The sequence below is a fragment of the Rhodococcus sp. PBTS 1 genome, from assembly GCF_001620025.1.
Classification (GTDB): Bacteria; Actinomycetota; Actinomycetes; order Mycobacteriales; family Mycobacteriaceae; genus Rhodococcoides; species Rhodococcoides kroppenstedtii.
The window spans coordinates 1,106,016-1,130,177 of sequence record NZ_CP015219.1 but is presented as its reverse complement, the minus strand read 5'-3'; the positions used below and the strand labels follow the sequence as shown (position 1 = coordinate 1,130,177).

The window sequence follows — 24,162 nt, the reverse complement described above, 5'->3', positions numbered from 1 at the left end:
CTTCGCAGCGCTAACGTCGGGAACATGTCTCTGAACAACGTTCCGCACGGGTGTTGCTGAGTCGTCGACCGACGTATGACACGACGTGTCACCCTCGAACTGCTCGTGATCTACCAGTTTCGGTGACTCACGCCAGCCGGGTGATCTCCACGACCACGTCGAGCTCGGTGGATCCGCCGCCGGAGAAGATGCCCTTGAGCGGCGGCACGTCCGCGTAGTCACGCCCGATGCCCACCGAGACGTGCTGTTCGCGCACCGGCACGGCGTTGGTCGGGTCGTATCCCCACCATGATCCGGTCCAGGCCTCCACCCACGCGTGGGACTGCCCTTCCACCGACTCCCCCACCACCGCGTCGGCGGTCGGGTGCAGGTACCCGGACACGTACCGCGCCGGAATCCCGATGCTGCGCAGCATGAGCAGGGTCAGGTGGGCGTAGTCCTGGCAGACGCCCTTCTTCTCCGCGTACGCCTCGACGGCGGAAGTGTGCACACCCGTGGTGCCGGGAACGTAGGCCATCTCGGCGTGCACCCACTCGGCCACCGCGGTCACGGCCTCGTAGGGCGTGCGGTCCTTGGCCAGCTTCTTGGCGACGGACGCCAACTGGCGGTTGGCGGGCACGTAGGTGCTGGTGCCGAGCAGCTCGTCGAACCGGTCGGTCACCGAGTCCGCGTGCAGGTCACCCCACTCCGACGGTTCCGCGGGCGGAGTGAAGGCGTCGGTCTCGACGACCGAGGAGCCCACCACCTCCAGCGACGTGTGCGGAGCGTGGAGGTCGAACGCCGTGACCGCCGTGCCCCAGTAGTCCGTGTAGCGATAGGAGCGCGTCGCCGGATCCGTCTCGACGCGGTTCAGGATGACGTTCTGGCGATTGTCGCTCCGAGGGGTCAATCGCGCCTCGTTGTACGACGACGTCACCGGGGCGTCGTAGTTGTAGCCCGTGGTGTGCACCACGCGCAGTCGCCAGCTCACAGCTCTCCCTCCACCTGCGCGACGTCCGTGCGCGCTCCGGCATCCGTCCACGCCACCCAGGGCGCCGCGTGGAAGTACTGCGTCGAGATCGCGTCGCCGACGTCGCTGCACACGCTCTGCAGGGCCATCAGACGATCCTGCAGGTCCTCGAGCAGCGCTCCCGGCTGCAGGAACTCGAGCTCGCTGCGGGCGCGGCCGAGCAGACGCTGCGCCTCCGCGGTCGAGCCCACGCGACTGTCCGGCCGGTGGTCGAGCTCGTCGAGCGACGCCTCCGCCTGACTCAAGGCGTAGAAGATGGATCGCGGGAACAGTCGATCGAGAACCATGAACTCGAGCACCCGCTGGGCGTCCAGAGCGCCCCGATAGGTCCGCAGGTAGGTGTCGTGCGCTCCGGCCGAGCGCAGCACCGTCACCCACGCCGGCGACGACGGCCGGTCACCCGCGCGGGCGAGCAGGAGTCGCACCGTCATGTCCACCCGTTCGACGGACCGGCCCAGCAGGAGGAAGCGGTACCCGTCGTCGCGGCTGAGCGTGGAGTCCGCCAACCCGGCGAACATCGCGGCCCGCTCCTCGATGAAGCTGAAGAATTCGTGCGGTCCGAGCCGCTTCGAGGCGCGGATGCGATCGTTGAGCGCGTTGTAGGTGGTGTTGAGGCACTCCCACATCTCGCTGGACGTGACTTCCCGTGCGCCGCGGGCATTCTCGCGAGCGCTCGACAGCGAGTCGACGATCGATCCCGTCCCGTTGCGCGAGAAGGCGACCAGTTCGGTCAGCGACCAGACGTCGAGCCGTTCGGTGGGCAGCTCGAAACCCAACACGCGCAACAGGACTCGGGACGCGTGGTCGGGATCGACCGTGGCGTCCTCGAGCAGCTGGTGCACCGTGACGTCGAGAATCCGAGCGGTGTCGTCGGCCCGCTCGACGTAGCGCCCGATCCAGTACAGCGATTCCGCGTTGCGCGCCAACATCACTCGGCCCCCGTTCCGATGGTGTCCGTGCGCCCTTGCTGCTGCTGCTGGATCTGCGACGACGTCAGCTCGGGACCCTGCGGCGCCGTCGGTGACGACGGCGGTTCGCTCACGATCTCCTGACCGCCCAGTTCGCGTTCCTCGGACGAACTCCGGCTCGCGAGCACCCAGGTGTCCTTGCTGCCGCCGCCCTGGCTGGAGTTCACCACCAGCGACCCTTCGGGCAGCGCGACGCGCGTCAGCCCACCGGGCAGCACCCACACGTCGTCGCCGTCGTTGACCGCGAACGGCCGCAGGTCCACGTGGCGGGGCACCAACTGATCGCCGATCTTGGTGGGCACCGTCGACAGTTGCACCACCGGCTGGGCGATCCAGCCCCGCGGATCGGCCTTGATCTTGCGCGTGATCGCGTTCAGCTCCTTCGCACTGGCGTCGGGGCCGAAGACGATGCCGTAACCGCCGGATCCCTCGACCGGCTTGATCACCAACTCGTCCACGCGGTCGAGGACTTCCTCGCACTCCTCCGGGAGCCAGCAGCGGTAGGTGTCGACGTTGGCCAGCAGCGGCTTCTCGTGCAGGTAGTACTCGATGATCGTCGGCACGTACGTGTAGGTGAGCTTGTCGTCGCCGACGCCGTTGCCCACCGCGCTGGAGATGACGACGTTGCCGGCGCGCGCCGCGTTGACGAGCCCGGCCACTCCCAGCACCGAATCGGGCCGGAACTGCATGGGGTCCAGGTAGTCGTCGTCGATGCGGCGGTAGATGACGTCGACCTGCCGCTCGCCCTCGGTGGTACGCATGTAGACGACGTTGTCGCGGCAGAACAGGTCGCGGCCCTCGACAAGCTCGACGCCCATCAACCGGGCGAGCAGCGAGTGCTCGAAGTATGCGGAGTTGGCGACGCCCGGAGTCAGAACGACGACGGTGGGGTCCGCCTCGTTGATGGCGGCCGCAGCGCGCAGGGCCCGCAACAGATGGGTCGCGTAGTCCCCCACCGCGCGCACCCGGTGACTCGCGAAGAGGTCGGGGAAGACCCGCGCCATGGTGCGCCGGTTCTCCATGACGTAGCTGACGCCGGACGGTGAGCGGAGGTTGTCCTCGAGCACGCGGAACGTGCCCTCCGCGTCGCGCACCAGGTCGATGCCGGCGACGTGGATGCGCACGCCGTTGGGGGGCACGATGCCGAACGCCTCGCGGTGGAAGTGCTCGCAGGAGGTCACCAGCCGCTTGGGCACGACGCCGTCGCGAAGGATCTCCTGGTCGCCGTAGATGTCCGCCAGGAACATCTCCAGCGCCTTGACGCGCTGGGTGATGCCGCGTTCGAGCTTGTTCCACTCGGCCGCGGCGATGACGCGGGGCACCAGGTCCAGCGGGAACGGCCGCTCCTGCCCGGACAGCGAGAAGGTGATGCCCTGGTCGACGAAGGCGCGGCCGAGCGCGTCCGAGCGGGCCTCGAGCTCACCGGCGTCGGAGGGAGCCAACGCCTTGTGAATGCCCTTGTACGGTCCACGCAGGCCACCGTCGCCGTCGAACATCTCGTCGAACGCGAGCCCGTACCGGCCCACGTCGCTGTACCCGCCGAACACCCCGTCGGTCGTCGACGAGCGAGCGGTCGACCGGGACGACCGTGCGGTCGATTTCTGCGACTGCGCGGATTTCGACGTCGTCTTCGCCGGCTTGTCCGGCTTCTCCGTCGCAGTGGACCGTGGGCTCATGGCGTCATGGTGCCTCACCGGGTGCGTCCTGGCACGGGGGACACGACAATTATCGTCGGTCACAAGAGCCCCGGCCGTCACACTCGTCGGACGACGGTGTCCCCCGGCGGCGGGCGAATTGGGTTCACGGTCCGTCGCTGGTAGTCTCGACCGTCGGGCGTGGGCACGTCATCCGTGCCCGCCGCATGCTTAGCACGAGCACAGCACGTCACGGCCAGGATCGTTCCCCGGAGCCAGCCGTCCCGGACCGAGTAGAAGCGAAGGATATTTCAGCGTGGCCAACATCAAGTCCCAGGTGAAGCGCATTGCCACCAACGAGCGTCAGCGTCTGCGCAATCAGTCGGTGAAGTCGTCGCTGCGCACCGCCGTCCGGTCGTTCCGTGAGGCTGCTGCCGCCGGCGACAAGGACAAGGCCGAGACCCTCCTGCAGTCGACCAGCCGTCAGCTCGACAAGGCTGCCAGCAAGGGCGTCATCCACAAGAACCAGGCCGCCAACAAGAAGTCGGCGCTCTCCCTGGCGTTCAACAAGCTCTGATTCGCGCCACGGTCCGCTCCCCTCGGGGAGCGACGCGCCGTGCCGTGCCCACCACACCCCGGTCGCCCTCGGCGGCCGGGGTGTGGTGCGTTCCCCGGACCGAGCACCGGCCGACCTACCGCGCCGCGGCCAGCCCCGCGACGACGGTGACCGCCCGCTCCACCGCGTAGTCCGCGTCGGCGGCCTGCCCCTTCACGTCCGCGTTCAGCGCGGCCACCACCTGCAGCGCCGCGGCGATGCGCTCGGGATCCCAGTGCCGGGCCTGCGCCTGCGCCTTCTTCACCTTCCACGGCGGCATCCCGAGTTCCGGCGCCATCCGGAACGGGTCACCGCGGCCCGCCGACCCGACGCGGGCGACCGTGTGCACGGCATCGGCCAGGGCGTCCGCCAGCAGGACGTGCGGCGCACCGCCCAGCATCGCCCATCGCAGCGCCTCGAGCGCCGCTGCCTTCTCCCCCGCCACCGCCTTGTCCGCGATGTCGAACCCCGTCACCTCGGCGCGGCCCGAGTAGTACCGCTTCACGGCCGCGACGTCGACCTTTCCGCCGGTGTCCGACACCAGCTGGGAACTCGCGGCGGCGAGCTCGCGCAGGTCCGAACCGACGGCGTCCACCAGGGCCGCGATGGCGTCCGGTGCCACCCGCACGTCGTGACGGCGGAACTCCCCGCGCACGAAGTCGATGCGGTCCGAGGCCTTGGTGATCTTGGCGCAGTCGTGCACCACCGCACCCGCCTTCTGCAGCACCCCGACCATCGACTTCGCCCGTCCCCCACCCGAATGCAGGATCACGAGCACCACCCCGTCGATCGGTGACGACGCCGCGTCCTGCAGCAGCGTGACCGCGTCCTTGCCCGCCTCGGCCGCGGCCTCGAAGATCACGGCCCGGTCCTCGGCGAACAGCGAGGGACTGAGCAGCTCCGCCAACTCGGCCGTGGTGGTGTCCCCGGCCCGGATGGTGTCGACGGGGAGATCCGCGCCCCCGCCGGCCGCCCGACGCAGCGCCGACACGATGGACGAGACCGCACGCTCGACGAGCAGCTCCTCGTCACCCAGGACGAGATGAAGGGGCTCGGGGCGGGTCGCTGCACTCACCGGACGATCGTGCCACGGGCGACCGACAGCCCCGACCCTCCCGACCCCCTCGCGCCCGGACCCACCACCACACGCCGATCGCACCCACCGCGATCGCGCCCACCACCAGCGCACCGGCGAGCCCGTCGGGGGTGGGAATCACCGCGCCGGGCGCCGACGCACACACGCGCGCGACCTCGACGAGCCACGCGAGGGGAAGCCGCGTCACCCCCGCCACCAGCGCGCCGACGTCGATGTCGACCACGCCGATCAGGGCCGCCGCGGCGCCCACCACCGTGACCGGACCGACCACGGGCGCCGCGAGCACGTTCGCGACGACCGCGTAGAGGCTCGACCGGCCCGCCATCGCCGCCACGATCGGCGCGGTCACCAGATGGGCGGCCACCGCGACCACGACGGCGCCCCGCACCGGCGACCGCGCGGGCCGACCGTCCGGCGCATCGGGATCTCCGACCCACCAGCGCAGGAGCACGGGTGCCAGCAGCACCAGGGCCGCGGTCGCCGTGACCGACAACGCGAAACCCCACGACACCGCCAACGCCGGGTCCACCGCGAGCAGCACGATCACAGCGGTGGCGAGCGCCGGCATCGCGTGGCGTCGTCGCCCCGTCAACAGCGCGAGCAGGCCGATCACCCCCATCACCGCCGCCCGCAGCACGCTCGGCGACGGACGGGCGATCACCACGAACGCCACCAGCGCGAGCCCGGCGAGCAGCACGGTCGCTCGGGGTCCGAGCGTGCACGCCCGCGCCAGGAGCACCACCGCGCCGACGAGAAAGGCGAAATTGGCGCCCGACACCGCCGTCAGATGGGACATCCCGGCCTCGGTGAAGTCCTCCTCGACGTCGGGCAGCAGCCCCGATCGGTCGCCCACCACGATGCCCGGCAGCAGGCCTGCGGACTCGGGTGGCAACGCCCGCTCCGACGCGGCGGTCAGCGCGCCCCGGACGGCGGTGGCCGCCGCCGCCCACCACGGCGGAATACCCGGGCTCGGCGGGCCGGTCGGGCGTGCCACGGCGGCGACGAGGCCCGGTCGGTCCGGCACGGCCAGGCGGGCCCGGAACGTCACGGGCGTCCCGTACGCCACCCGCATCCACTCGGCTCCGGTGGCGAGAACGGTCAGATCCGCCGGGCCGGTCACCGCGTCGCGGCCCGACGCCACCCGATGCGCCCGCACGGACAGCACCACGAGAGTCGCACCGGCGCCGTCGATCTCGCGGGGATCCTCGCTGACCACACCGTCGACACCGACGCTTCGACCGGCCTCGGCGTACGCGCGCACCGGCCCGGTGTCGACAGCGTCGACACGCAGCGCGGCCGTCCCGGCGAACGCGGCGGTCACCACGAGCGCGGCCGCCGCCACCGTGACGACCCGCCGCCGGGAGCCCGTGGCGGCGCTCCACAGACCGCACCCGGCGGCCATCGTCACGAACGCGACCGCCAGGACCACCGCGGCGGACGCCCCCGACGCCACTCCGAGTCCGCACGCGATCCACGCTCCCACCGCCGACGGCACCAACCGCAGATCCGGAACGGTCGAATCCTGCTGCGCCACGGTGTCGTCGACCGCGTCCCGCGTGGAGGTCACGGCACCACCAACTCCGTCAGCTTCTCCAGACGTGCCGGCCCGATGCCGGTCACCTCGGCCAGCTGCTCGACACTCGCGAAGGGGCCGTTCTCCTCCCGCCACGCCACGATCGCGGCCGCGGTGACGGGACCGACGCCCGGCAGGGCGTCGAGGTCGGCCTCGGTGGCGGAATTGAGCGAGATCCTTCCCGGCGCGGCGGAACCGGCGCCCGACAACGTCGGCGTCCCGCCCGCCGGCGGCGTCCCGTCCGCCGGCAGCACCCCACCGACCGGGGCCGTACCGCCGACCCCCACCACCACCTGCTCGCCGTCGGCGACGGGCCGGGCCCAGTTCAGCGTGAGCATGTCGGCCTCGGGCCGATGTCCCCCGGCCGCGGCAACGGCGTCGGCCACGCGGGAGCCGACCGGCACGGTGACCAGTCCGGGCCGCAGCACGGCGCCGACCACGCTGACGACCATCGACCCGGGCGGGTCGGGCTCGGCAGAGGGAGCCGACTCCAGGGCCGGTCCCGCCACGGACGGCAGCGGCGGCACCGCGACCACCTCGGGCGCGTCGCGCATCAGCAGCCCGGCCGTCCCGAGAACCAGCACGACCCCCACCACCACGAGCGCGCGGAGACCGCGCGAGCCGAGGTCGAGCCGGACGCCCCGCGGGCGCGGCGTCGGTCGCTCGGGCCGCACCGGACGGTCGTCGTAGCCGGGCCCGTCGGCGAGATCGGACGCGAGGTCGGATGACGTCATGCCCGCGACGCTAGGGTCCGGCGTCGACGCGACCTCCGCATCGGAACGAACCCGGGGACAACCTCGGACCCGGGGATGGACGACTCAGGTGCCCCGCAGCACCCGCAGCATCGCCTCCGCGACCCGCTCGTGCGAGGCCCAACCCCAGTGGATGCCATCGGGATTGGTGGTGCCGGCGCGGAAGTCGTCGATCACCGCGGCCTTGAGGTCCACCACTGGGACATTCGCCGAGCGAGCCCACGCGGTGGTCGCCCGCACGGCGGGCTCACGGCCCGCGTGCACCCGTCCGTAGGCATCGCATTCGTGGACGGACGGCAGGGTCGCGACCATCGGCACGTCCGGCCGCACCGCGGCGACCGCACCCCGAATCTGCTCGAGGTAGTCGACGGACAGCGCGGGCGGCAGCGCCACCGGACGGCCGAGTCGCGACAACCGGGGTTGCGCCCATCCGTATCCCGCGCGGACGGCCCGTCGCAACGCCGGCGGCCGGACGTACCTGATCTGCTCGCGGAGGGCGGTCGGCAGCGGCGAGGGCAACGAGTCCATGCCGCTCGTGCCCACCACCAGCGCCCCGGCACGGGGTATCGCCGCCCAGACCCGCGGATCCTGGGTGAGCGCCCACCACGCGTCGCGACAGGTCCAGCCGATGCGGGCGACCAGCTCGACGTCCCAGCCGAGCTCGCGCCCCACCAGCGACGGCCAGATGCGGGGGTGGTCCGCCGGCAGCCCGCCCTCGGGCCCGTAGTACGACAGCGAGTCGGCCAGGACCAGCAGCACCGGCCGCTCGGTCACAGCACGTCTCCGGCGACGGCCGCGGTGGCGTTCCAGATGTCCAGGCGCCAGGGCGGCTCGGACTCGTAGCGGGAGAGCTGAACCCAGCTCGCGTTGCCGAGCCCGCCGAGCACGGGCCACGAGTCCACCGGCAGGCCGAGCAACGACGCCGTCAGCGCGGCGATGGTGCCGCCGTGTGCGACGAGCACCACCGGGTCCGCGGTCCATGCCGCGTCGCTCAGCAACTCCTCGACGAGAGGCCGGGCGCGGGCAGCGACGTCCAGGCGCGATTCACCGCCGGGCGGACGGAACTCGGAGTCGCTGCGCCAGGTCTCCCGAATACCGGGCGATGACGCGTCGATGTCGGTGTGCGACAGGCCCTGCCAGTCCCCGAGATGCGTCTCGCGCAACCGCGGATCGGTCTCGACCGGCACCTCGGCATGCGCGCCCAGGGCGCGGGCGGTGTCGTGCGCGCGGCGCAGATCGGAGGTGACGATGCGGTGCGGGCGCAACGTCGCGAGCTCGCGCGCCGCGAGGTCGGCCTGCCGACGCCCGAGGTCGGTGAGGTCGGTGTCGAGGTGACCCTGCATGCGCCCGGTCGCGTTGTACTCGGTCTGACCGTGCCGGAGCAGCACCAGCCGACGCACCGGCAGCGGAGCACTCACGCCGTCGGGGCGCTTCCGTTCGGCTCGTCGTGGCCCTCGTCGGTGCCGTACGTGGTGCGCTCCTCGGACCGCACGCCCTCGATCTCGAGCACAGGGCAGTCCTTCCACAGCCGCTCGAGGGCGTAGAAGTGGCGCTCGTCGTTATGAAGGACGTGGACCACGACGTCGACGTAGTCGAGCAGCGCCCAGCGCCCCTCGCGGGTGCCCTCACGGCGCACCGGCTGGTGGCCCGCCTCGCGCAGCTTCTCCTCGATGTTCTCGACGATCGCGTTGACCTGACGCTCGTTGGGCGCCGACGCGATCACGAAGCAGTCGGTGATGACGAGCTGTTCCGAAACGTCGATGACCATGACGTCGGCGGCCAACTTGTCGTCGGCGGCGCGGGCGGCGACGGTCGCGATCGCGACGGCATCGGATGTGGCACTCACTGCGGAACTCCCGGGTGTTCGGTGGACGACGGTGCCGGTTCGGAGACGGTGTCTCGTCCCCCGGCTCCCGCCGAGCGATAGAGGTTGCGTTTGGAGATGTACTGCACGACGCCGTCGGGCACGAGATACCAGACGGGTCGGCCCTCGGCCGACCGCCGACGGCACTCCGTCGACGAGATGGCGAGAGCGGGGATCTCGACGAGCGTGAGCACGTCGCGGGGCAGCCGGGCGAGGTAGTCCGCCAGGTGGTCCGCCTCGAGCTCGTATCCCGGCCGGGACACCCCGACGAAGCGCGCCAGACCGAACAGTTCCTGCCAGTCCTGCCAACCGAGAATGCTGCCCAGCGCGTCCGCCCCGGTGATGAAGTAGAGCTCGTCCCCGGGGTGCTGGCGTGCGAGGTCACGCAGCGTGTCGACGGTGTACGTGGGCTTGCCCCGGTCGATGTCGACGCGGCTGACGGAGAACCGCGGGTTCGACGCCGTCGCGACGACGGTCATGAGGTACCGGTCCTCCGGCGGGCTCACGCTGCGGTCGTTCTTCTGCCACGGTCGACCCGTGGGCACGAAGATGACCTCGTCGAGATCGAACCGATCCGCCACCTCACTGGCCGCCACGAGGTGGCCGTGGTGGATCGGATCGAACGTGCCGCCCATGACGCCGAGCCTGCGCGGACGCGGCTCGGACCCGGACGGCCGCGAGGGCCCGTCCGGAGGGGTCGGCGCTGGGTGCACGAGCGTCGACTCTACGTGGCCGGGAGCAGGCGCCCGACCACGTCCGCCAGTTGCGACGCCGAGCGGCACTCGTGCATGGGGATCACCCGGCGGTAGACCTCGGCCGCGGAGTCCCCGGTGCCCCACTGGGCCCGCGGTTCCGGGTTGAGCCAGTGCGCGTGCCGGGCGACGGCGACCGCGCGGGCGAGGGACTCGACCCGAGGGTCCCGGAAGTTGGTGCGGGCGTCGCCCAGGACGAGCACCGACGACCGCGGCGTCACGACGGACAGGTGCCGCATCGCGAACGATTCGAACGAGTGCCCGTAGTCCGAGTGGCCGTCGTAGGAGACGAGGTCGGCCTCGGCGATCATGCGGCTCACCGCGTCGGTCACCCCTGCCGACGCGGGCCCGGAGAAGAACCGGGTGACCTCGTCGACAGTGTCGACGAACGCGAACACCCGTACGCGTGAGAACTGCTCGCGCAGGATGTGGACCAGCGACAACGTGAACTGACTGAAGCCGGCGACGGACCCGGACACGTCGCAGAGGACGACCAGGTCGGGCCGGGCGCGGCGCGGCGCCTTGGTCACCAGCGTCACCGGCACTCCACCCGTCGACATGGACCGCCGCAGCGTGCGCCGCAGGTCGATCGACCCGGCGCGGGACCGGCGACGACGTACGGCCAGCCGCCCGGCGAGGATGCGGGCGAGCGGGACCATCGATCGTCGCAACGCGGCGAGTTCCGCCTCCGACGCGCGCAGGAAGTCGACGTCCTCGGCGGCGCGGGGAACGCCGTACGACGCCACCCGCTCGCGGCCGAGCACCTCGGCCGTGCGGCGTCGTACCTCCTTCTCGATCATCGAGCGGAACTCCGCGACCCGCACCGCCGCGGTGCGGCGGACGAGCTCGCTCTCGAAGTCGCCCGACGTGGGCGCGCCGGGGTCGCTGGTGCGTCCGCGCAGGCCCTCGACGATGCGGGCGAGCAGCGTGTCCGGGGCGACCTCGCGCAATGTCTGGTACTCGGAGAACGAGTCGCCGCGGGCGGTGGAGTATTTCCCGTAGGTCTCGACGACGTCGCCGACCAGGCGTCGCACCTCCGCCATCGCCTCGTCGGACCCGTCCGCGAGGAGATCGGCCAGCACGTGCTTGAGCGCGTCGAGGTCGACGCTCCCGTCGTCCCGCCGCGGCGGGGTGACGACGGCATCCTCGTCGGCCGTGCGGGCCCCGATCGCGGCCGGGAACCACAGGTCGAAGAGGGCGTCGAACGCGGGCCGGTGCGACGGCCGTCGCACCAGGGAGCAGGCCAGTCCCTCGCGCACGGCCTCTCGGTCGAGGAGATCGAGAACCGCGAGCACGGCACCGGCGTCGACGGTCTCGGACGGGCCGACCGCGATGCCCCGACGGCGCAGAGCCTCGACGAAGCCGACCAGGTGCGCCGGAATTCCGGCGACGTCGGCGGCGGCCGTCATCAGCCCAGGCGCAGTTCGGCGACGGCCCGCTCGGTGTCGGAACGGTGCTTGAGCACCACGCCCAACGTCGACTTCACGACCGCATCGTCGACCGAGTCGGCGCCCAGCGCGAGCAACGTCCGACCCCAGTCGATGGTCTCGGCGACCGAGGGCACCTTCTGCAGCTGCATGTCCCGGAGCACCTGGACGATGCGGACGATCTGCTCGGCCATCGCGTCGGGCAGCTCGGGGACCCGGCTCGCGAGGATGCGGCGTTCGAGGGCCGCGTCGGGGAAGTCGAGGTGCAGGAACAGGCAGCGCCGCTTGAGCGCCTCGGTGAGCTCACGGGTCGCGTTGGACGTGAGGACGGTGAAGGGCCGGCGAGTCGCGGTAACGGTGCCGAGCTCGGGGACCGTCACGGCGAAATCGCTGAGCACCTCGAGCAGAAGACCCTCGATCTCGACGTCCGCCTTGTCGGTCTCGTCGATCAGCAGGACCGTCGGGTCGCTGCGCCGGATCGCGGTGAGCAGCGGTCGCGGAAGCAGGAACTCCTCGGAGAACACGTCGTGCCGCGTGGCGTCCCACCCGGAACCCTGATCGGCCTGGATGCGCAGGATCTGCTTGGCGTGGTTCCACTCGTAGAGCGCGCGGGCCTCGTCGACGCCCTCGTAGCACTGCAGCCGCACCAGTTCCGCGCCGGTGGCCTGCGCGACGGCCCGCGCCAGCTCGGTCTTGCCGACTCCGGCCGGCCCCTCGACCAGCAACGGCTTGCCGAGCCGGTCGGCGAGGAAGACCGCGGTGGCCGTCGCCTTGTCGGCGAGGTAGCCGGTGGTCGCCAGCCGGGCGACGACGTCGTCGACGTCGGTGAAGACGGGCACGATGTTCGCGGCGGCGGAGTTCGGAGCGGCAGAAGTCACCAGGAAGCCTCTTCGGATCGGTGTGGTGGAGGTCGGTCAGGCCGGACGGACGTGTCCGTCGCCCCACACGATCCACTTGGACGAGGTGAGCTCCCGCAGGCCCATCGGTCCTCGGGCGTGGAGCTTCTGCGTGGAGATGCCGATCTCGGCGCCGAAACCGAACTGCTCGCCGTCGGTGAAGGCCGTCGAGGCGTTGACCATGACGGCCGCGGCGTCGACGCGCGCGGTGAACGTCCGCGCGGCCGCGACGTCGCGAGCGACGATGGCCTCGGTGTGGCCGGTGCCGTAGCGGTCGATGTGCTCGATCGCCCCGTCGACACCGTCCACCACGGCGAGCGCGATGTCGTGCGAGAGGTACTCCTGCTCCCAGTCCGCCGCGGTGGCCGGGATCAGGCCGGGCAGGTCGCCGTGGACGCGGACGTCGTGCTCCTCCAGCGCCGCCACCAGCCGCGGGACGGCCGCGTCGGCGACCGCGCGGTCGATCAGGACGGTCTCGGCCGCGTTGCACACGCTGACGCGGCGGGTCTTGGCGTTGAGGACGATGCGCTCGGCGATGTCGAGGTCCGCCGAGGCGTCCACGTACACGTGGCAGTTGCCGACGCCGGTCTCGATGGTCGGCACCGTCGCGTCCCGCACCACGGCGGAGATGAGGCCGGCTCCGCCGCGCGGAACGACGACGTCGACCAGCCCGCGCGCACGGATGAGATGCGTGACGGTGGCGCGATCCTCCGACGAGAGCAACTGGACGGCGTCGGCGGGCAACCCGACGGCGACCAGCGCGGCACGCAGGACGTCCACCAACGCCGCGTTGGTGCGTGCGGCGGACGACGAGCCGCGCAGCAGCACGGCGTTGCCGGACTTCAGCGTGAGACCGAAGGCGTCGACCGTGACGTTGGGCCGCGCCTCGTAGATCATGCCGACGACGCCCAGGGGCACGCTCACCCGACGGGTCTCGAGTCCGTTGGGCAGGGTGGTGCCCTCCAGGGTCACGCCGACCGGGTCCGGCAGACCGGCCACCTGCCGCAGACCGGAGGCGATGCCGTCGATCCGGTCGGGCGTCAGACGCAGCCGATCGAGCACCGAATCCGGGGTGCCGTCCGCCGCGGCGGTCGCGACGTCCTCGGCGTTGGCCGTGAGCACGGTGTCCGCCGCGGCGAGCAGGGCGTCGGCCGCGGCGTGGAGCGCCCGGTCCTTGTCCGCCGTGGTGGTCTGCGCGAGGACGCGCGCCGCGAGCCGGGCGCGCCGGGCCGCGGCGTGGACGGCCTCCTCGAGAGAGACGGGTGCGGGAGAGACAGCGGTCACGAACCCCAGGGTAAACGCCGGGAATAGTTCGCCGCCGAGCCGGTTGGCCACGAACGAGAAAGGGAGTCGAGACGAGGAGTGGACCGATGAGCGTGCTGTTCGAGCCCCTGACGCTGCAGGAGCTGACCGTCCCCAACCGCATCTGGATGTCGCCGATGTGCCAGTACTCGGCCGACGCCGAGGGTGCCGCGGTGGGCGCGATGACCGCCTGGCACCGGACGCACCTGATCTCGCGGGCCGTGGGCGGCGCCGGGCTGATCGTGACCGAGGCGACGTCGGTGTCCCCCGAAGGCCGGATCAGCCCGTGGGACCTTGGCCTGTGGACCGACGAGCAGGAGCGGGCGCTCACCGAGGTCGTCGCCGAGATCGTCGCTCACGGCAGCGTCCCGGCGGTCCAGCTGGCGCACGCCGGCCGCAAGGCGTCGACCGACGCACCGTGGCGCGGCGGCAAGCCGTTGCCGGCGGACAACCCGCTGCACTGGGAGACCCTCGGCCCGAGCGCGGTGCCGTTCGGCCACTACCCGGCTCCGCGGGAGATGTCGGCCGACGACATCGATGCGGTCGTCGACGACTTCCGGGCGGCGGCGACGCGCGCCCACCGCGCCGGCGTCGAGGTGGTCGAGATCCACGCGGCGCACGGCTACCTCCTGCACCAGTTTCTCTCCCCTGCGAGCAACCACCGCACCGACGAGTACGGCGGCGACTTCGACGGCCGTGCCCGGTTCCTGCTGCGCGTCGTCGACGCCGTGCGCGAGGTCTGGCCGGCCGACCGCCCCGTGTTCGTGCGCGTCAGCGCGACCGACTGGACCGGCGAGGACCGCGGCGTCGATTCCGACGCTTGGACCCCGGATCAGACGATCCTGCTGACCGAACGGCTGCAGGATCACGGGGTCGACCTGATCGACGTCTCCACCGGCGGCAACGTCGCCAAGGCGGAGATTCCGGTCGCGCCCGGCTACCAGGTGCCGTTCGCGCGGCGGATCCAGAGCGAGACCACCGTTCCCGCCGCCGCCGTCGGGCTGATCGACGAGGCCAAGCAGGCCGAGGACGTCGTCGCCTCCGGGGACGCGGTCGCCGTCCTGCTCGGCCGCGCGCTGCTGCGCGATCCGTACTGGCCGCGCCGAGCCGCGCAGGAGCTCGGGGTCACGATGACGCCGGCGACGCCGCCGCAGTACGAGCGGGCCTACTGACCTCGCACCGGGCGTGAGCGATCCCAGACGATCGCCGCGACGAGCTCGAGCGCGAGCCGTCGCGGCGTCGGGTCGTCGGGCTCGATCATCGCCTGCGACATGGCGCCGTCGTACACGGCCACGACGCTGCGACCCAGGGTGTCCTCGTCGACGGCGGGTTCGCGCCCGAACGCGGCCAGCACGCGCACGATCATGGGCAGCAACGCGTGGCGCAGCGCCGCGCGGTGCTCGACGATCACCGCGGCGACCTCGGGACGGCGGGCGGCGTACGCGGAGAACTCGGCCGTGAGGACGTGCCAGGAGACGTCGGCGGTGAGTCCCGACAGCCCGTCGACGACGGTCGCGGTGAAGGCGCGGTCGACGGACGTGCCGGCGGGGGCCGTCACCTGCACGTCGTCGACCGCCGCGCGCAGTCTCTCGACGAGGGCGTTCGCCTGACGTTGCCAGAGGGCGAGGAACACCTCGTCCATCGAGCCGAAGTTCGAGTAGAAGGCACCGCGGGTGAAGCCGGCGCGCTCGCAGATCTGCTCCGGGGTCGAGCGTCCGAAACCGCGTTCGGCGAAGACGGCCAGGGCGCCGTCCAGTACACGTTCCCGCGTCGCGGCGCGGCTGCGTTTCGGCCGGGCTGTCTCGGTGCTCACGGAAGTCGGTCCTTGTCGGTCGGGAGTTCGATGCACTACTGTATCGAACTGCCGCCCGATACAGAAGTGAATCGAGCACGGCCACCGACTCCGTCGAGAGGGACCTGCCATGTCCACCGAGATCGCACCACGTCCGTCGGCGTTCCGCCGCCCCCTCACCTGGGCCGCCCCGGTCGTCGTCGTGTCGGTGCTGATGTCGCTGCTCGCCGCGCTCTATCTCGGCGGGGTGGCGGACCCGCAGAAGAACCTGCGCCACTTCCCCCTCGCGCTCGTCCAGAACGACGAGGGCGACGTGCTGCCGAACGGACAGCAGGCGAACCTCGGCGCCTCCATCGCCGACGGCATCGAGAAGGGCCTCGACGCCGACCGGTTCGACCTCCGCGTGGTCGGCATCGCACAGGCTCAGGAAATGCTCGCGAACGGTGACGTCTACGCCGCCGTGGTGATCCCCAGCGATTTCACCAAGCGCGTCACCGTGCTCGCCGAGGCCGCGGCCGTGCCGGGCGACGTCGAGAAACCGATCGTCACCGTCATGACCAACCCCCGCGCCGGCACCCTGGGGTCGACGCTGGCGAGCACCGTCGCCGATCGCGCACTCGCGGAAGCGAATTCGACGGTCGGGTCACAGCTCGTCGACCAGGTCACCGCCGATCTACCGGAGGGAACGGTCCTGACCGGTACCGCCGCGATCACCCTCGCCCAGCCCATCGACGTCGTGGTCGCGCCGTACGACCCCCTGCCCGACGGCACCGGACTCGGCCTGTCCGCCTTCTACTACGCGCTGCTGCTCGTCCTCGCCGGCTTCACCGGCGCCACCATCGCCAACGCGCTCGTCGACGGGGCCATCGGCTACCTGCCGCTCGAGTACGGACCGTTCTTCCGGCAGAAGCCGGCGGTCCCGGTGAGCCGTCTGCGCACCCTGGTGGCGAAGTGGCTGACCATGGTCGTCGTCGGGGCCGTCGTGTCCGGCCTGTACCTGGCCATCGCCGCCGCCCTGGGCATGCCCACCCCGCACGCCCTGCTGCTCTGGCTCTACGGGGCGCTCGCGATCAGCGCCGTCGGCATCACGGCCATGTCCGTCGTGGCGGTCCTCGGCACACCGGGTCTGGTGATCAACCTCGTGCTCTTCGTCATCCTCGGACTGCCGTCCGCCGGCGCCACCATCCCCCTCGAGGCCACTCCCCGACTGTTCGGGTTTCTCGCGACGTTCGAGCCGATGCACCAGGTCTACCTCGCCGTCCGCGCGATCCTCTACTTCGACGGACGGTGGTCGGCCGGCCTCGCACACGGGCTGACGATGACGCTGATCGGGCTCGCTCTGGGACTCGTGGTCGGCGCCGCGGTCGCCGCGCTGTACGACCGGCGCGGCCGTCGGCGTGCCGTCACCCCGCGGTCCGCACGACGCGAGGCTGTCGGCACCGACGGTTAGTGTCGGCGTCGTGGCCTCTCCGGAACCCCCGCGCATCACCGTCGTCGGCAGCATCAACATGGACGTCTCGGCGCGGACGCCGTCGCTGCCCGCCCCCGGTGAGACGGTCGCCGGCACCGACCTGGTCCTCGGCCGCGGCGGCAAGGGCGCCAATCAGGCGGTGGCCGCCGCGCGCGCCGGCGGACGCGTGCGCTTCGTCGGCGCGGTGGGTGACGACGCGTTCGCGCCGGACCTGCGGGCGAGCCTGCGGACCGAGGGTGTCGACGTCGCCACTCTGCGGACCGCGCCCGGTGCCAGCGGCGTCGCCGTGGTCACGGTGGACGACGCGGCCGAGAACACCATCGTCGTCGTCGCCGGGGCGAACGACGCCCTGACCGAGCTGGGAGCGGACGACGTCGCGGCGATCGAGGGTGCCGACGTCCTGCTGCTGCAACTGGAGATTCCCGTGCCCACCGTCGTGGCCGCGGCCGAGGCCGCCCGCCGCGGCGGCACCACCGTCTTCCTCAATCCGTCGCCCGTCCGGCCGGTGCCCGACGCTCTGCTCGACGCCGTCGACGTCCTCGTGGTCAACGAGAGCGAACATCACGCACTCGGTGACGCCGTCGACCGCACCCCGCACGTCGTCACCACCCTGGGCGCGCGCGGTGCCCGCCATCGGGGCCCGGACGGGGCCGTCGTCGAGGTGCCCGCGCCCCGGGTCCGCGCCGTCGACACGACCGGCGCCGGCGACGCGTTCACCGGCGCCCTCGCCGTCGCGTGGCGGGACGGCCCCGAGGCAGCGCTGCGACGCGCCGTCGTCGGCGGCGCGCTCGCGACCACCCGATCGGGCATCGCTGCGCCGACGGCCGCCGACATCGACGCCGCCGCGGGAGAGCTCGCGTGAGCACTCGCGAGCGCGCGCAGGAATTGCTCGCGGATCTGGCCGGCCCGTCGGCGGTGCTCCGGGACGATCAGTGGACGGCCATCGAGGCGCTGGTGGTGCACAAGCGACGCGCCCTGGTGGTCCAGCGCACCGGCTGGGGCAAGTCCGCCGTCTACTTCATCGCCGCGCGGATGCTGCGCGAGCAGGGGCTCGGGCCGACGGTCATCGTCTCCCCGTTGTTGGCGCTCATGCGCAACCAGGTGGCGGCCGCCGAGCACGCCGGTGTCACGGCGGCGACCATCAACTCGGGCAACGTCACCGAGTGGGACGACGTGCATGCCCGCGTCGCGGCCGGGGAGCTCGACGTGCTCCTCGTCAGCCCGGAACGGTTGAACAATCCGGACTTTCGTGACCAGGTGCTGCCCTCGCTGTCCGCCGATGCCGGTCTCGTGGTGGTGGACGAGGCGCACTGCGTGTCCGACTGGGGGCACGACTTCCGGCCCGACTACCGCCGCATCCGCTCCCTGATCGCCGAACTGCGTGACGGGGTTCCCGTGCTCGCCACCACCGCCACGGCCAACGACCGGGTCGTCGCCGACGTCGCTGCGCAGCTGGGCGTGGGCGGTGCCGACACCGAGGTGCTGCGCGGCGGTCTCGGCCGCGACTCCCTCCACCTCGCGGTGGTGCGCATTCCGGACCCCACCGCTCGTCTCGCGTGGCTGGCCGACCGGCTCGAGTCGCTCCCGGGTTCGGGCATCGTGTACTCGCTGACCGTCGCCGGCGCCACCGACCTCGCGGCACTGCTGGCCGAGCGGGGTGTCGCCGTCGCCGCGTACACGGGCCAGACCGACCCCACCGAGCGCGAAGCGGCGGAACAGGATCTGCTGGCGAACCGCGTGAAGGCACTGGTGGCCACCTCGGCCCTCGGCATGGGATTCGACAAGCCGGACCTCGGGTTCGTGGTCCACGTGGGGGCGCCGTCCTCCCCCATCTCGTACTACCAGCAGGTCGGTCGCGCCGGCCGCGCCACCGAGCGCGCGGAGGTGATCCTGCTGCCCGGCCCGGAGGACCGGGAGATCTGGAGCTACTTCGCCTCGGTCGCGTTTCCCCGCGAACACGTGGTGCGCCGTGTTCTCGAGGTGCTCGACACCGAGCGACCCCAGTCCACCCCGGCGCTCGAACCCCTCGTCGAACTCGGCCGCACCCGTCTCGAGATGGTCCTCAAGGTGCTCGACGTCGACGGCGCCGTGCGCCGCGTCAAGGGCGGGTGGCTCTCGACGGGTGCCGAGTGGACGTACGACCGCGAGCGCTACGAGCGTCTCGACGCGGCGCGCGCCGCCGAGCAGCAGGCCATGCTGGACTATCAGACCACCGACGAGTGCCGCATGGCCTTCCTGCGGCGGCAGCTCGACGACCCGTCGCTCACCGGTGACGCCGACGTCGATCGCTGCGGGAAGTGCGACAACTGCACGGGCACCCCGCTGTCGGCGGACGTCGACGCCGAGACCGTCGACCGCACCCGTACCCGGCTGGACCGCCCCGGTCTCGATCTCGCCCCGCGCAAGCAGTGGCCCACCGGGCTGGCCAAGGTGGGGGTGTCCCTCTCGGGCCGCATCACCGACGGGCCCGAGCCCGGCCGCGTGCTCGGCCGGCTCACCGATCCGGTGTGGGGACCGCGACTGCGAGCCCTCGTGGACGGCGACGACGGTCCGGCGCCCGACGCGCTCGAGCAGGCCTGCATCGCGGTCCTCGCCGGGTGGACCTGGGCGGAGCGTCCCACCGGAGTCGTGGTGATGGAGACGTCGCGGCCCGTGCTGATGGAGGACCTCGGCGACCGACTCGCCCGCGTCGGGCGACTGGCGCCCCTCGGCGTGCTGCGTCGCCGCCCGGACGCCCGGCCCGTGTCGGGTGCCAACTCCGCGTTCCGGGTGGCGAGCCTGGTCGACGCGTTCGACACCCCCGACCTGACGGCGCACGACGGGCCTGTCCTGCTCCTCGACCTGCTCACCGACACCGGGTGGACCACCACGGTCGCCGCCCGTGCTCTGCGCGCGGCCGGGGCGGACGCCGTCCTCCCCTTCGTGCTGGCGGCGCGGGCGTGACCGATCGCGCGTCGCTGCGATGGCCCAACCTGCGTCTGCTGTGGACGTTCGTCAGGCCGCATCGGCGCATGTTCGTCGGAGGCCTGCTGCTCGGGCTGCTGGCGACCGGCTCGTCGCTCGCGACTCCCCTGGTGACCAAACGACTGCTCGACTCGTTCGGAGTGCCCGGCGCCACCACGTCCGCGGTGACGGTGCTGGTGATCCTGCTTCTGGTGGGCATCGCCGTCGGCTTCGCGCAGCGGCTGTTGCTCGGCACGATGGCCGAGCGGGTGGTCCTGGAAGCCCGCTCATCGATGGTGAGCCGGTTCTTCGGCGCCACCGTGCCGGCCGTCACCGCGCGCCCGGCGGGCGAGATGCTCACCCGCGTCACGTCCGACACGGTGCTACTGCGCGAAGCGTCGTCGTGGGCGCTCGTGGAGATCGTCAACGGCACCATCGCGATCGTCGGCGTGGTGATCCTCATGGCCACGCTCGACCTTCCCCTGCTCGGGACGGCTCTGCTCGGCATCGCCGGCATCGGTGTCGCCGCCGGACTGCTCATGCCGAAAGTAGCTGCGGCGCAACGCGACGCGCAGGCCGCGATGGGACGGCTGGGCGGCATGCTCGAGGGTGCTCTGCGCGCGGTCCGCACCGTCAAGGCCAGTCGAGCCGAGGACCGCGAGGGCGACCGGATCGTCGACGAGGCGCGAGTGTCGGCCTCGTTCGGCATCCGGTCCGTCCGACTCGAGGCGTGGGCCTGGACCATCACCGGCAGCGGCATCCAGCTCACCATCATCGCCGTGCTCGGCGTGGGCGCGTACCGCGTGTCCTCCGGTGCGCTCGCGGTGTCGTCGCTGGTGGCCTTCCTGCTCTACGCGTTCCAGCTCGTCGGACCGGTCGCGCAGTTGACGCTCTACGTCGCCCAGCTGCAACGCGGTGTCGCGGCCGCCGCCCGTATCCGCGAGGTGCAGCTCATGGAGCCGGAGCCCGACGCGCCCGCCACCGTGGCCGTTCTCCCCGCCCGCATCGAGGACGCCCCGTCGGCGCTGGAGCTGCGCGGCGTCACCGCCGGGTACGGCGACGAGCGGTCGGCCGTCCACGCGATCGACCTCACCGTGGCGGCCCGCGGCCACACGGCGCTGGTCGGCCCGTCCGGCGCCGGGAAGACCACCCTGTTCTCCCTGCTGCTCCGGTTCCTCGAACCGCGCGACGGCGAGCTGATCCTCGGCGGTGTTCCCTACGCGGCGCTGTCCCACCGGCAGATCCGCCAGCGCATCGGCTACGTCGAGCAGGCCACGCCCACCCTGCCGGGGACCATCGCGCAGAACCTGCGCCTGACGCATCCCGACGCCTCGGACGACGAACTCTGGGCAGCGCTGCGCCGCGTGCGGCTCGCCGAGAAGATGGAGTCGTTGCCCGCCGGTCTGGACACCGAGTTGCGGGACACCGCGGTGTCCGGGGGCGAGCGTCAGCGCATCGCCCTCGCGCGGGCCATCGTGCGGCCGCCCGACATCCTGCTGCTCGACGAGGCCACTGCTCAGGTCGACGGCATCACCGAAGCCGCGATCCACGAGGTGATCCGCGACCTGTCCGCTCGGGGCGCCGTGGTCACCATCGCGCACCGACTCTCGACGGTGATCGACGCCGACACGATCGTCGTCCTGGAGCAGGGCCGCGTCCGCGCGCAGGGCTCGCACACGGCGCTGCTGACGTCGGACACCCTGTACCGCGACCTGGTGGAGGCGCTGCGGATCGCGACCTGAGCGGCGAGACGTGGCTCAGACGGCGGCGAGCGTCGGATCCCCACCGGTGACGGCGTCCACCACCCGGCGTCCCACGTCCGCGGCGTCGCCCCCGGCCGCCTGCTCGAGGTCCACCGCGCGCACCGTGACACCCGACGCCGCGAGTTGCGCGGCCAATTGCTCGGCCAGTCGGTCCAGCAGGGCCGCCGCGAGCGATGCGCCGTCCAGACCTGCGGTGACGGCCGCCCGGTGCGGCACCAGGATGATGCCGGAGTGCTGACACATCATGTGCCGGGCGGCGGCACGGGCGGTGATGAAGTGGGATCGCAAGGCCCCGAGAACGGGACCTTCCAGCTCGGCCAGTTCGGTGTAGTCGACGCGGCGGTGGGTCCGCTCGGCGACGGGTGTGGGACCCACCAGGTCCACCGAGATGTCGATGCTCCCCGAGCACGCCGCGACGACGTCGACGTACTCGTCGACGTCCACCTCGTCGAGAACGTCGAGCACCTGCGCTTCGGCCTGTCCGCCGAGGTCGGTGATCCGCCGCACGACGGCGTCCAACCGGGTGCGGGAGCGGCCGACCAGGTGCACGCGCGCGCCGCCGCGGGCAAGAGCCGACGCGACGGAGCTGCCCACCACACCACCTGCGCCGTAGACCACGGCGTTGGCACCGGACAGCAGCACGTCGCCTCCTCGTACCCGCTCGCCCGACACGGACTCTCGCGGATCGTGGCCTCAGGGTACTGAGACGACGTCCTCGTCGTCGGCCTTTTCGGCGGCCGGAGCGTCGGGTTCGTCGGACGTCGCGGCTTCGCTCGGGGTCTCACCGCGGCGCACGACGACCGACGCCACCGCCAGGGTGGCGAGCGCCGCGAGCACCGCGACGAGGGTCGGCAGGCCTGCTCCGCCCACCGCATCGGTCAGCGCCCGCACGATCTGACCGACCGGGGTGACGTCGGCCGCCTGCGCCAACAGCCCACTCGCGCCGCGCAGCACCGCGCCACCGAGGATCACCTGCACCAATCCGAGCAGCGCGAGCACGGCCGCGCCGACCACGGGACCGAGGACGAGCCGCACCGCGCGGCACGCCGTGACCACCGCGGCGACCCAGAGGCCGACGGTCACGGTGGCGACCGCCGATCCCGTCAACGAGGCACCGGTGTCGACGAACGTCAGGGCCAGGACCATGGTCGCGGCCGCACCGACGGCGCCGATCACGGCGGCCCGCGCCCGCGGGACCAGGAACCCGACCAGTGCGGCCGCCAGGACGGCGAACACCGCGGTCAGGTACGGCCAGTTCGCGACTGCAGGTCGCACGACGAAGGACGACCCGGTCGGGTCCACTTCGGTCGACGCCGCGGCGGGGAGGGACGAGGACGCCTTGTCGACGTTGGAGCGCAGGGTGGTGAACATCCCTTCCATAGGTCCGACGCCGTCGCGCAGACGCGTCGTGCCGTCGACCAGCAGGACGCCGCCGTCGTCGAGCTGGACCAGACCGTCGCGCAGTTGCGCCGATCCGTCCGTGGCCCGGACGATGCCGTCGACGAACGGCGACGACGGATCCGACAGCTGGTAGGACACCTGCCGGGCGCCGTCGCGGAGCCGTTCCAGGTCGGCGAGAACCCCGCCGTTCAGGCCCTGGGTCCGTAGAAGGTCGAGGACCGTGCGCAGCTGATCGGCCGTGGCCGCCGCCGCGGGGTCGGTGGACGCGGCCACGGAGTCGAGTGTCTGCTGCACGATCACCTCGATCTGCCCCTGGGCGGCGCCCACCCCGGTCAGCGCGCCGACGACCCGGTCGACGCCGCCGCTGACCTGCGTGGACCCGTCGCCCAGCTGCCACAGTCCCTGCCGCAGCTGGGTCATGCCGTCGGCCAGCTGGTTGCCGCCGTCGCGGGCCTGCCCGAGCCCGTCGGCCAGTCGATGTGCGCCGTCGTCGAGTTCGACACTGCCGTCGGTCAGTTCGGTCATGCCGCCGGCGAGGATCTGCAGCGGGAGCGCGGTGTTGCCGAGCGCGCCGCGCGTCGCGGCGAGAGGGTCGCTCGCCTGCGACGCAGGAACGACGCGCGTGGGTCCGCCGGCGGACCCGTCGTCGTCGGTCGTCGCCGCGACGACGACCCCCGCCGCGAGAGTGGGCACCATCAGCGCCAGCAGCAGCCCGGCCGCGGCGCGGCTCCGCCTCGAGGGCCGCAGAGGCAGCCGAGGCCGCGAACCCCCCGAACGCGCCGGGACCAGGCGGGACAGCGAGGACGACACGCGCATCATGGCCGGACGATAACGAGAAATGGCTGGAAAAGGTGGGTGCCATGCCGCAGGAAGCAGCGCGATTCGGCTCGAGAAAGACGGACCGACGTGTGACCACCTTCACAC

22 protein-coding genes are annotated in these 24,162 nt (G+C 72.1%); 6 read left to right on the top strand and 16 right to left on the bottom strand.

Translation table 11 applies throughout. The annotated features are described in order from the left end of the window. Window positions 1–127: 127 nt before the first annotated feature. Genes A3Q40_RS05100 through A3Q40_RS05090 form a run of 3 tightly spaced genes read right to left on the bottom strand, consistent with a single transcriptional unit; the run spans window position 128 to window position 3,473 of the window. Window positions 128–970 (bottom strand): transglutaminase family protein, encoded by an 843-nt coding sequence (locus A3Q40_RS05100; RefSeq protein ID WP_068100182.1) that lies wholly within the window; start codon window positions 968–970, stop codon window positions 128–130. Beyond that, window positions 967–1,938 (bottom strand): alpha-E domain-containing protein, encoded by a 972-nt coding sequence (locus A3Q40_RS05095; protein ID WP_068100180.1) that lies wholly within the window; start codon window positions 1,936–1,938, stop codon window positions 967–969. Before A3Q40_RS05095 ends, A3Q40_RS05100 begins: the two co-directional genes overlap by 4 nt. After that, the gene (locus tag A3Q40_RS05090; RefSeq protein WP_235606558.1) at window positions 1,938–3,473 is read right to left on the bottom strand and encodes a circularly permuted type 2 ATP-grasp protein; all 1,536 of its coding nucleotides are present in this window, start codon (window positions 3,471–3,473) and stop codon (window positions 1,938–1,940) included. Before A3Q40_RS05090 ends, A3Q40_RS05095 begins: the two co-directional genes overlap by 1 nt. 454 nt (window positions 3,474–3,927) lie before the next feature. Here A3Q40_RS05090 and rpsT point away from each other — a divergent pair, with 454 nt between their 5' ends. After that, window positions 3,928–4,188, top strand: coding sequence for a 30S ribosomal protein S20 (gene rpsT, locus A3Q40_RS05085; protein ID WP_068100178.1), 261 nt, complete (start codon window positions 3,928–3,930; stop codon window positions 4,186–4,188). 115 nt (window positions 4,189–4,303) lie between these two features. On the opposite strand, the gene holA is transcribed toward rpsT, so the two are convergent. From holA to A3Q40_RS05035, 10 genes are all read right to left on the bottom strand, one after another. Next, window positions 4,304–5,281, bottom strand: coding sequence for a DNA polymerase III subunit delta (gene holA / locus A3Q40_RS05080; protein ID WP_068100176.1), 978 nt, complete (start codon window positions 5,279–5,281; stop codon window positions 4,304–4,306). Further along, on the bottom strand, window positions 5,235–6,869 hold the full coding sequence (locus A3Q40_RS05075; RefSeq protein ID WP_068100174.1) for a ComEC/Rec2 family competence protein: 1,635 nt from the start codon (window positions 6,867–6,869) through the stop codon (window positions 5,235–5,237). Before A3Q40_RS05075 ends, holA begins: the two co-directional genes overlap by 47 nt. Beyond that, window positions 6,866–7,609, bottom strand: coding sequence for a ComEA family DNA-binding protein (locus A3Q40_RS05070; RefSeq protein WP_082834080.1), 744 nt, complete (start codon window positions 7,607–7,609; stop codon window positions 6,866–6,868). Before A3Q40_RS05070 ends, A3Q40_RS05075 begins: the two co-directional genes overlap by 4 nt. An 84-nt stretch (window positions 7,610–7,693) precedes the next feature. Continuing rightward, complete coding sequence (gene octT, locus A3Q40_RS05065) at window positions 7,694–8,401, bottom strand: diglucosylglycerate octanoyltransferase (RefSeq protein ID WP_068100172.1); 708 nt, start codon at window positions 8,399–8,401, stop codon at window positions 7,694–7,696. Further along, window positions 8,398–9,045, bottom strand: a complete 648-nt coding sequence (locus tag A3Q40_RS05060) for a histidine phosphatase family protein (protein ID WP_068100170.1) — start codon at window positions 9,043–9,045, stop codon at window positions 8,398–8,400. The genes octT and A3Q40_RS05060 overlap by 4 nt, the downstream gene beginning before the upstream one ends. Then, complete coding sequence (gene rsfS, locus A3Q40_RS05055) at window positions 9,042–9,473, bottom strand: ribosome silencing factor (RefSeq protein WP_068100168.1); 432 nt, start codon at window positions 9,471–9,473, stop codon at window positions 9,042–9,044. Before rsfS ends, A3Q40_RS05060 begins: the two co-directional genes overlap by 4 nt. Further along, complete coding sequence (nadD, locus tag A3Q40_RS05050; protein WP_068100166.1) at window positions 9,470–10,126, bottom strand: nicotinate-nucleotide adenylyltransferase; 657 nt, start codon at window positions 10,124–10,126, stop codon at window positions 9,470–9,472. Before nadD ends, rsfS begins: the two co-directional genes overlap by 4 nt. A gap of 89 nt (window positions 10,127–10,215) precedes the next feature. Then, window positions 10,216–11,652 (bottom strand): vWA domain-containing protein, encoded by a 1,437-nt coding sequence (locus A3Q40_RS05045; RefSeq protein WP_068100164.1) that lies wholly within the window; start codon window positions 11,650–11,652, stop codon window positions 10,216–10,218. Continuing rightward, entirely contained in the window at window positions 11,652–12,548 is an 897-nt protein-coding gene (locus A3Q40_RS05040; protein ID WP_157889514.1) for an AAA family ATPase, read from the bottom strand. The genes A3Q40_RS05045 and A3Q40_RS05040 overlap by 1 nt, the downstream gene beginning before the upstream one ends. Window positions 12,549–12,584: 36 nt before the next feature. Further along, window positions 12,585–13,850, bottom strand: a complete 1,266-nt coding sequence (locus tag A3Q40_RS05035) for a glutamate-5-semialdehyde dehydrogenase (RefSeq protein ID WP_068105306.1) — start codon at window positions 13,848–13,850, stop codon at window positions 12,585–12,587. Window positions 13,851–13,936: 86 nt separating this feature from the next. Between A3Q40_RS05035 and A3Q40_RS05030 the strand changes: the two genes are divergently transcribed. Then, complete coding sequence (locus A3Q40_RS05030) at window positions 13,937–15,040, top strand: NADH:flavin oxidoreductase/NADH oxidase (protein WP_068100162.1); 1,104 nt, start codon at window positions 13,937–13,939, stop codon at window positions 15,038–15,040. On the opposite strand, the gene A3Q40_RS05025 is transcribed toward A3Q40_RS05030, so the two are convergent. Continuing rightward, complete coding sequence (locus A3Q40_RS05025) at window positions 15,034–15,681, bottom strand: TetR/AcrR family transcriptional regulator (protein WP_068100160.1); 648 nt, start codon at window positions 15,679–15,681, stop codon at window positions 15,034–15,036. The two genes, A3Q40_RS05030 and A3Q40_RS05025, sit on opposite strands and share 7 nt — an antisense overlap. 109 nt (window positions 15,682–15,790) lie before the next feature. Here A3Q40_RS05025 and A3Q40_RS05020 point away from each other — a divergent pair, with 109 nt between their 5' ends. Genes A3Q40_RS05020 through A3Q40_RS05005 form a run of 4 tightly spaced genes read left to right on the top strand, consistent with a single transcriptional unit; the run spans window position 15,791 to window position 21,816 of the window. Next, window positions 15,791–17,110: a DUF3533 domain-containing protein gene (locus tag A3Q40_RS05020; protein ID WP_068100158.1), complete on the top strand. Its 1,320-nt coding sequence runs from the start codon at window positions 15,791–15,793 to the stop codon at window positions 17,108–17,110. Between the two features lie 10 nt (window positions 17,111–17,120). Then, window positions 17,121–17,993, top strand: a complete 873-nt coding sequence (locus A3Q40_RS05015) for a ribokinase (protein WP_157889512.1) — start codon at window positions 17,121–17,123, stop codon at window positions 17,991–17,993. Continuing rightward, on the top strand, window positions 17,990–20,074 hold the full coding sequence (locus A3Q40_RS05010; protein WP_068100156.1) for a RecQ family ATP-dependent DNA helicase: 2,085 nt from the start codon (window positions 17,990–17,992) through the stop codon (window positions 20,072–20,074). Before A3Q40_RS05015 ends, A3Q40_RS05010 begins: the two co-directional genes overlap by 4 nt. After that, window positions 20,071–21,816, top strand: coding sequence for an ABC transporter ATP-binding protein (locus tag A3Q40_RS05005; protein ID WP_308124848.1), 1,746 nt, complete (start codon window positions 20,071–20,073; stop codon window positions 21,814–21,816). The genes A3Q40_RS05010 and A3Q40_RS05005 overlap by 4 nt, the downstream gene beginning before the upstream one ends. A gap of 15 nt (window positions 21,817–21,831) precedes the next feature. Here the strand turns inward: A3Q40_RS05005 and A3Q40_RS05000 are convergent, their stop codons facing one another. Together A3Q40_RS05000 and A3Q40_RS04995 are read right to left on the bottom strand one after the other, a co-directional pair. After that, on the bottom strand, window positions 21,832–22,479 hold the full coding sequence (locus tag A3Q40_RS05000; RefSeq protein ID WP_157889511.1) for an SDR family NAD(P)-dependent oxidoreductase: 648 nt from the start codon (window positions 22,477–22,479) through the stop codon (window positions 21,832–21,834). 51 nt (window positions 22,480–22,530) lie between these two features. Continuing rightward, window positions 22,531–24,057, bottom strand: coding sequence for a hypothetical protein (locus A3Q40_RS04995; protein ID WP_068100152.1), 1,527 nt, complete (start codon window positions 24,055–24,057; stop codon window positions 22,531–22,533). Between the last annotated feature and the right edge of the window lie 105 nt (window positions 24,058–24,162).

Excerpts from the sequence above, each read along its gene's own strand:
- nadD (WP_068100166.1), bottom strand. The coding sequence starts at position 10,126 with ATGGGCGGCACGTTCGATCCGATCCACCACGGCCACCTCGTGGCGGCC.
- A3Q40_RS05045 (WP_068100164.1), bottom strand. The coding sequence starts at position 11,652 with ATGACGGCCGCCGCCGACGTCGCCGGAATTCCGGCGCACCTGGTCGGC.
- A3Q40_RS05090 (WP_235606558.1), bottom strand. The coding sequence starts at position 3,473 with ATGTTCGACGGCGACGGTGGCCTGCGTGGACCGTACAAGGGCATTCAC.
- A3Q40_RS05030 (WP_068100162.1), top strand. The coding sequence starts at position 13,937 with ATGAGCGTGCTGTTCGAGCCCCTGACGCTGCAGGAGCTGACCGTCCCC.
- A3Q40_RS04995 (WP_068100152.1), bottom strand. The coding sequence starts at position 24,057 with ATGATGCGCGTGTCGTCCTCGCTGTCCCGCCTGGTCCCGGCGCGTTCG.
- A3Q40_RS05095 (WP_068100180.1), bottom strand. The coding sequence starts at position 1,938 with ATGTTGGCGCGCAACGCGGAATCGCTGTACTGGATCGGGCGCTACGTC.
- A3Q40_RS05020 (WP_068100158.1), top strand. The coding sequence starts at position 15,791 with ATGTCCACCGAGATCGCACCACGTCCGTCGGCGTTCCGCCGCCCCCTC.
- A3Q40_RS05070 (WP_082834080.1), bottom strand. The coding sequence starts at position 7,609 with ATGACGTCATCCGACCTCGCGTCCGATCTCGCCGACGGGCCCGGCTAC.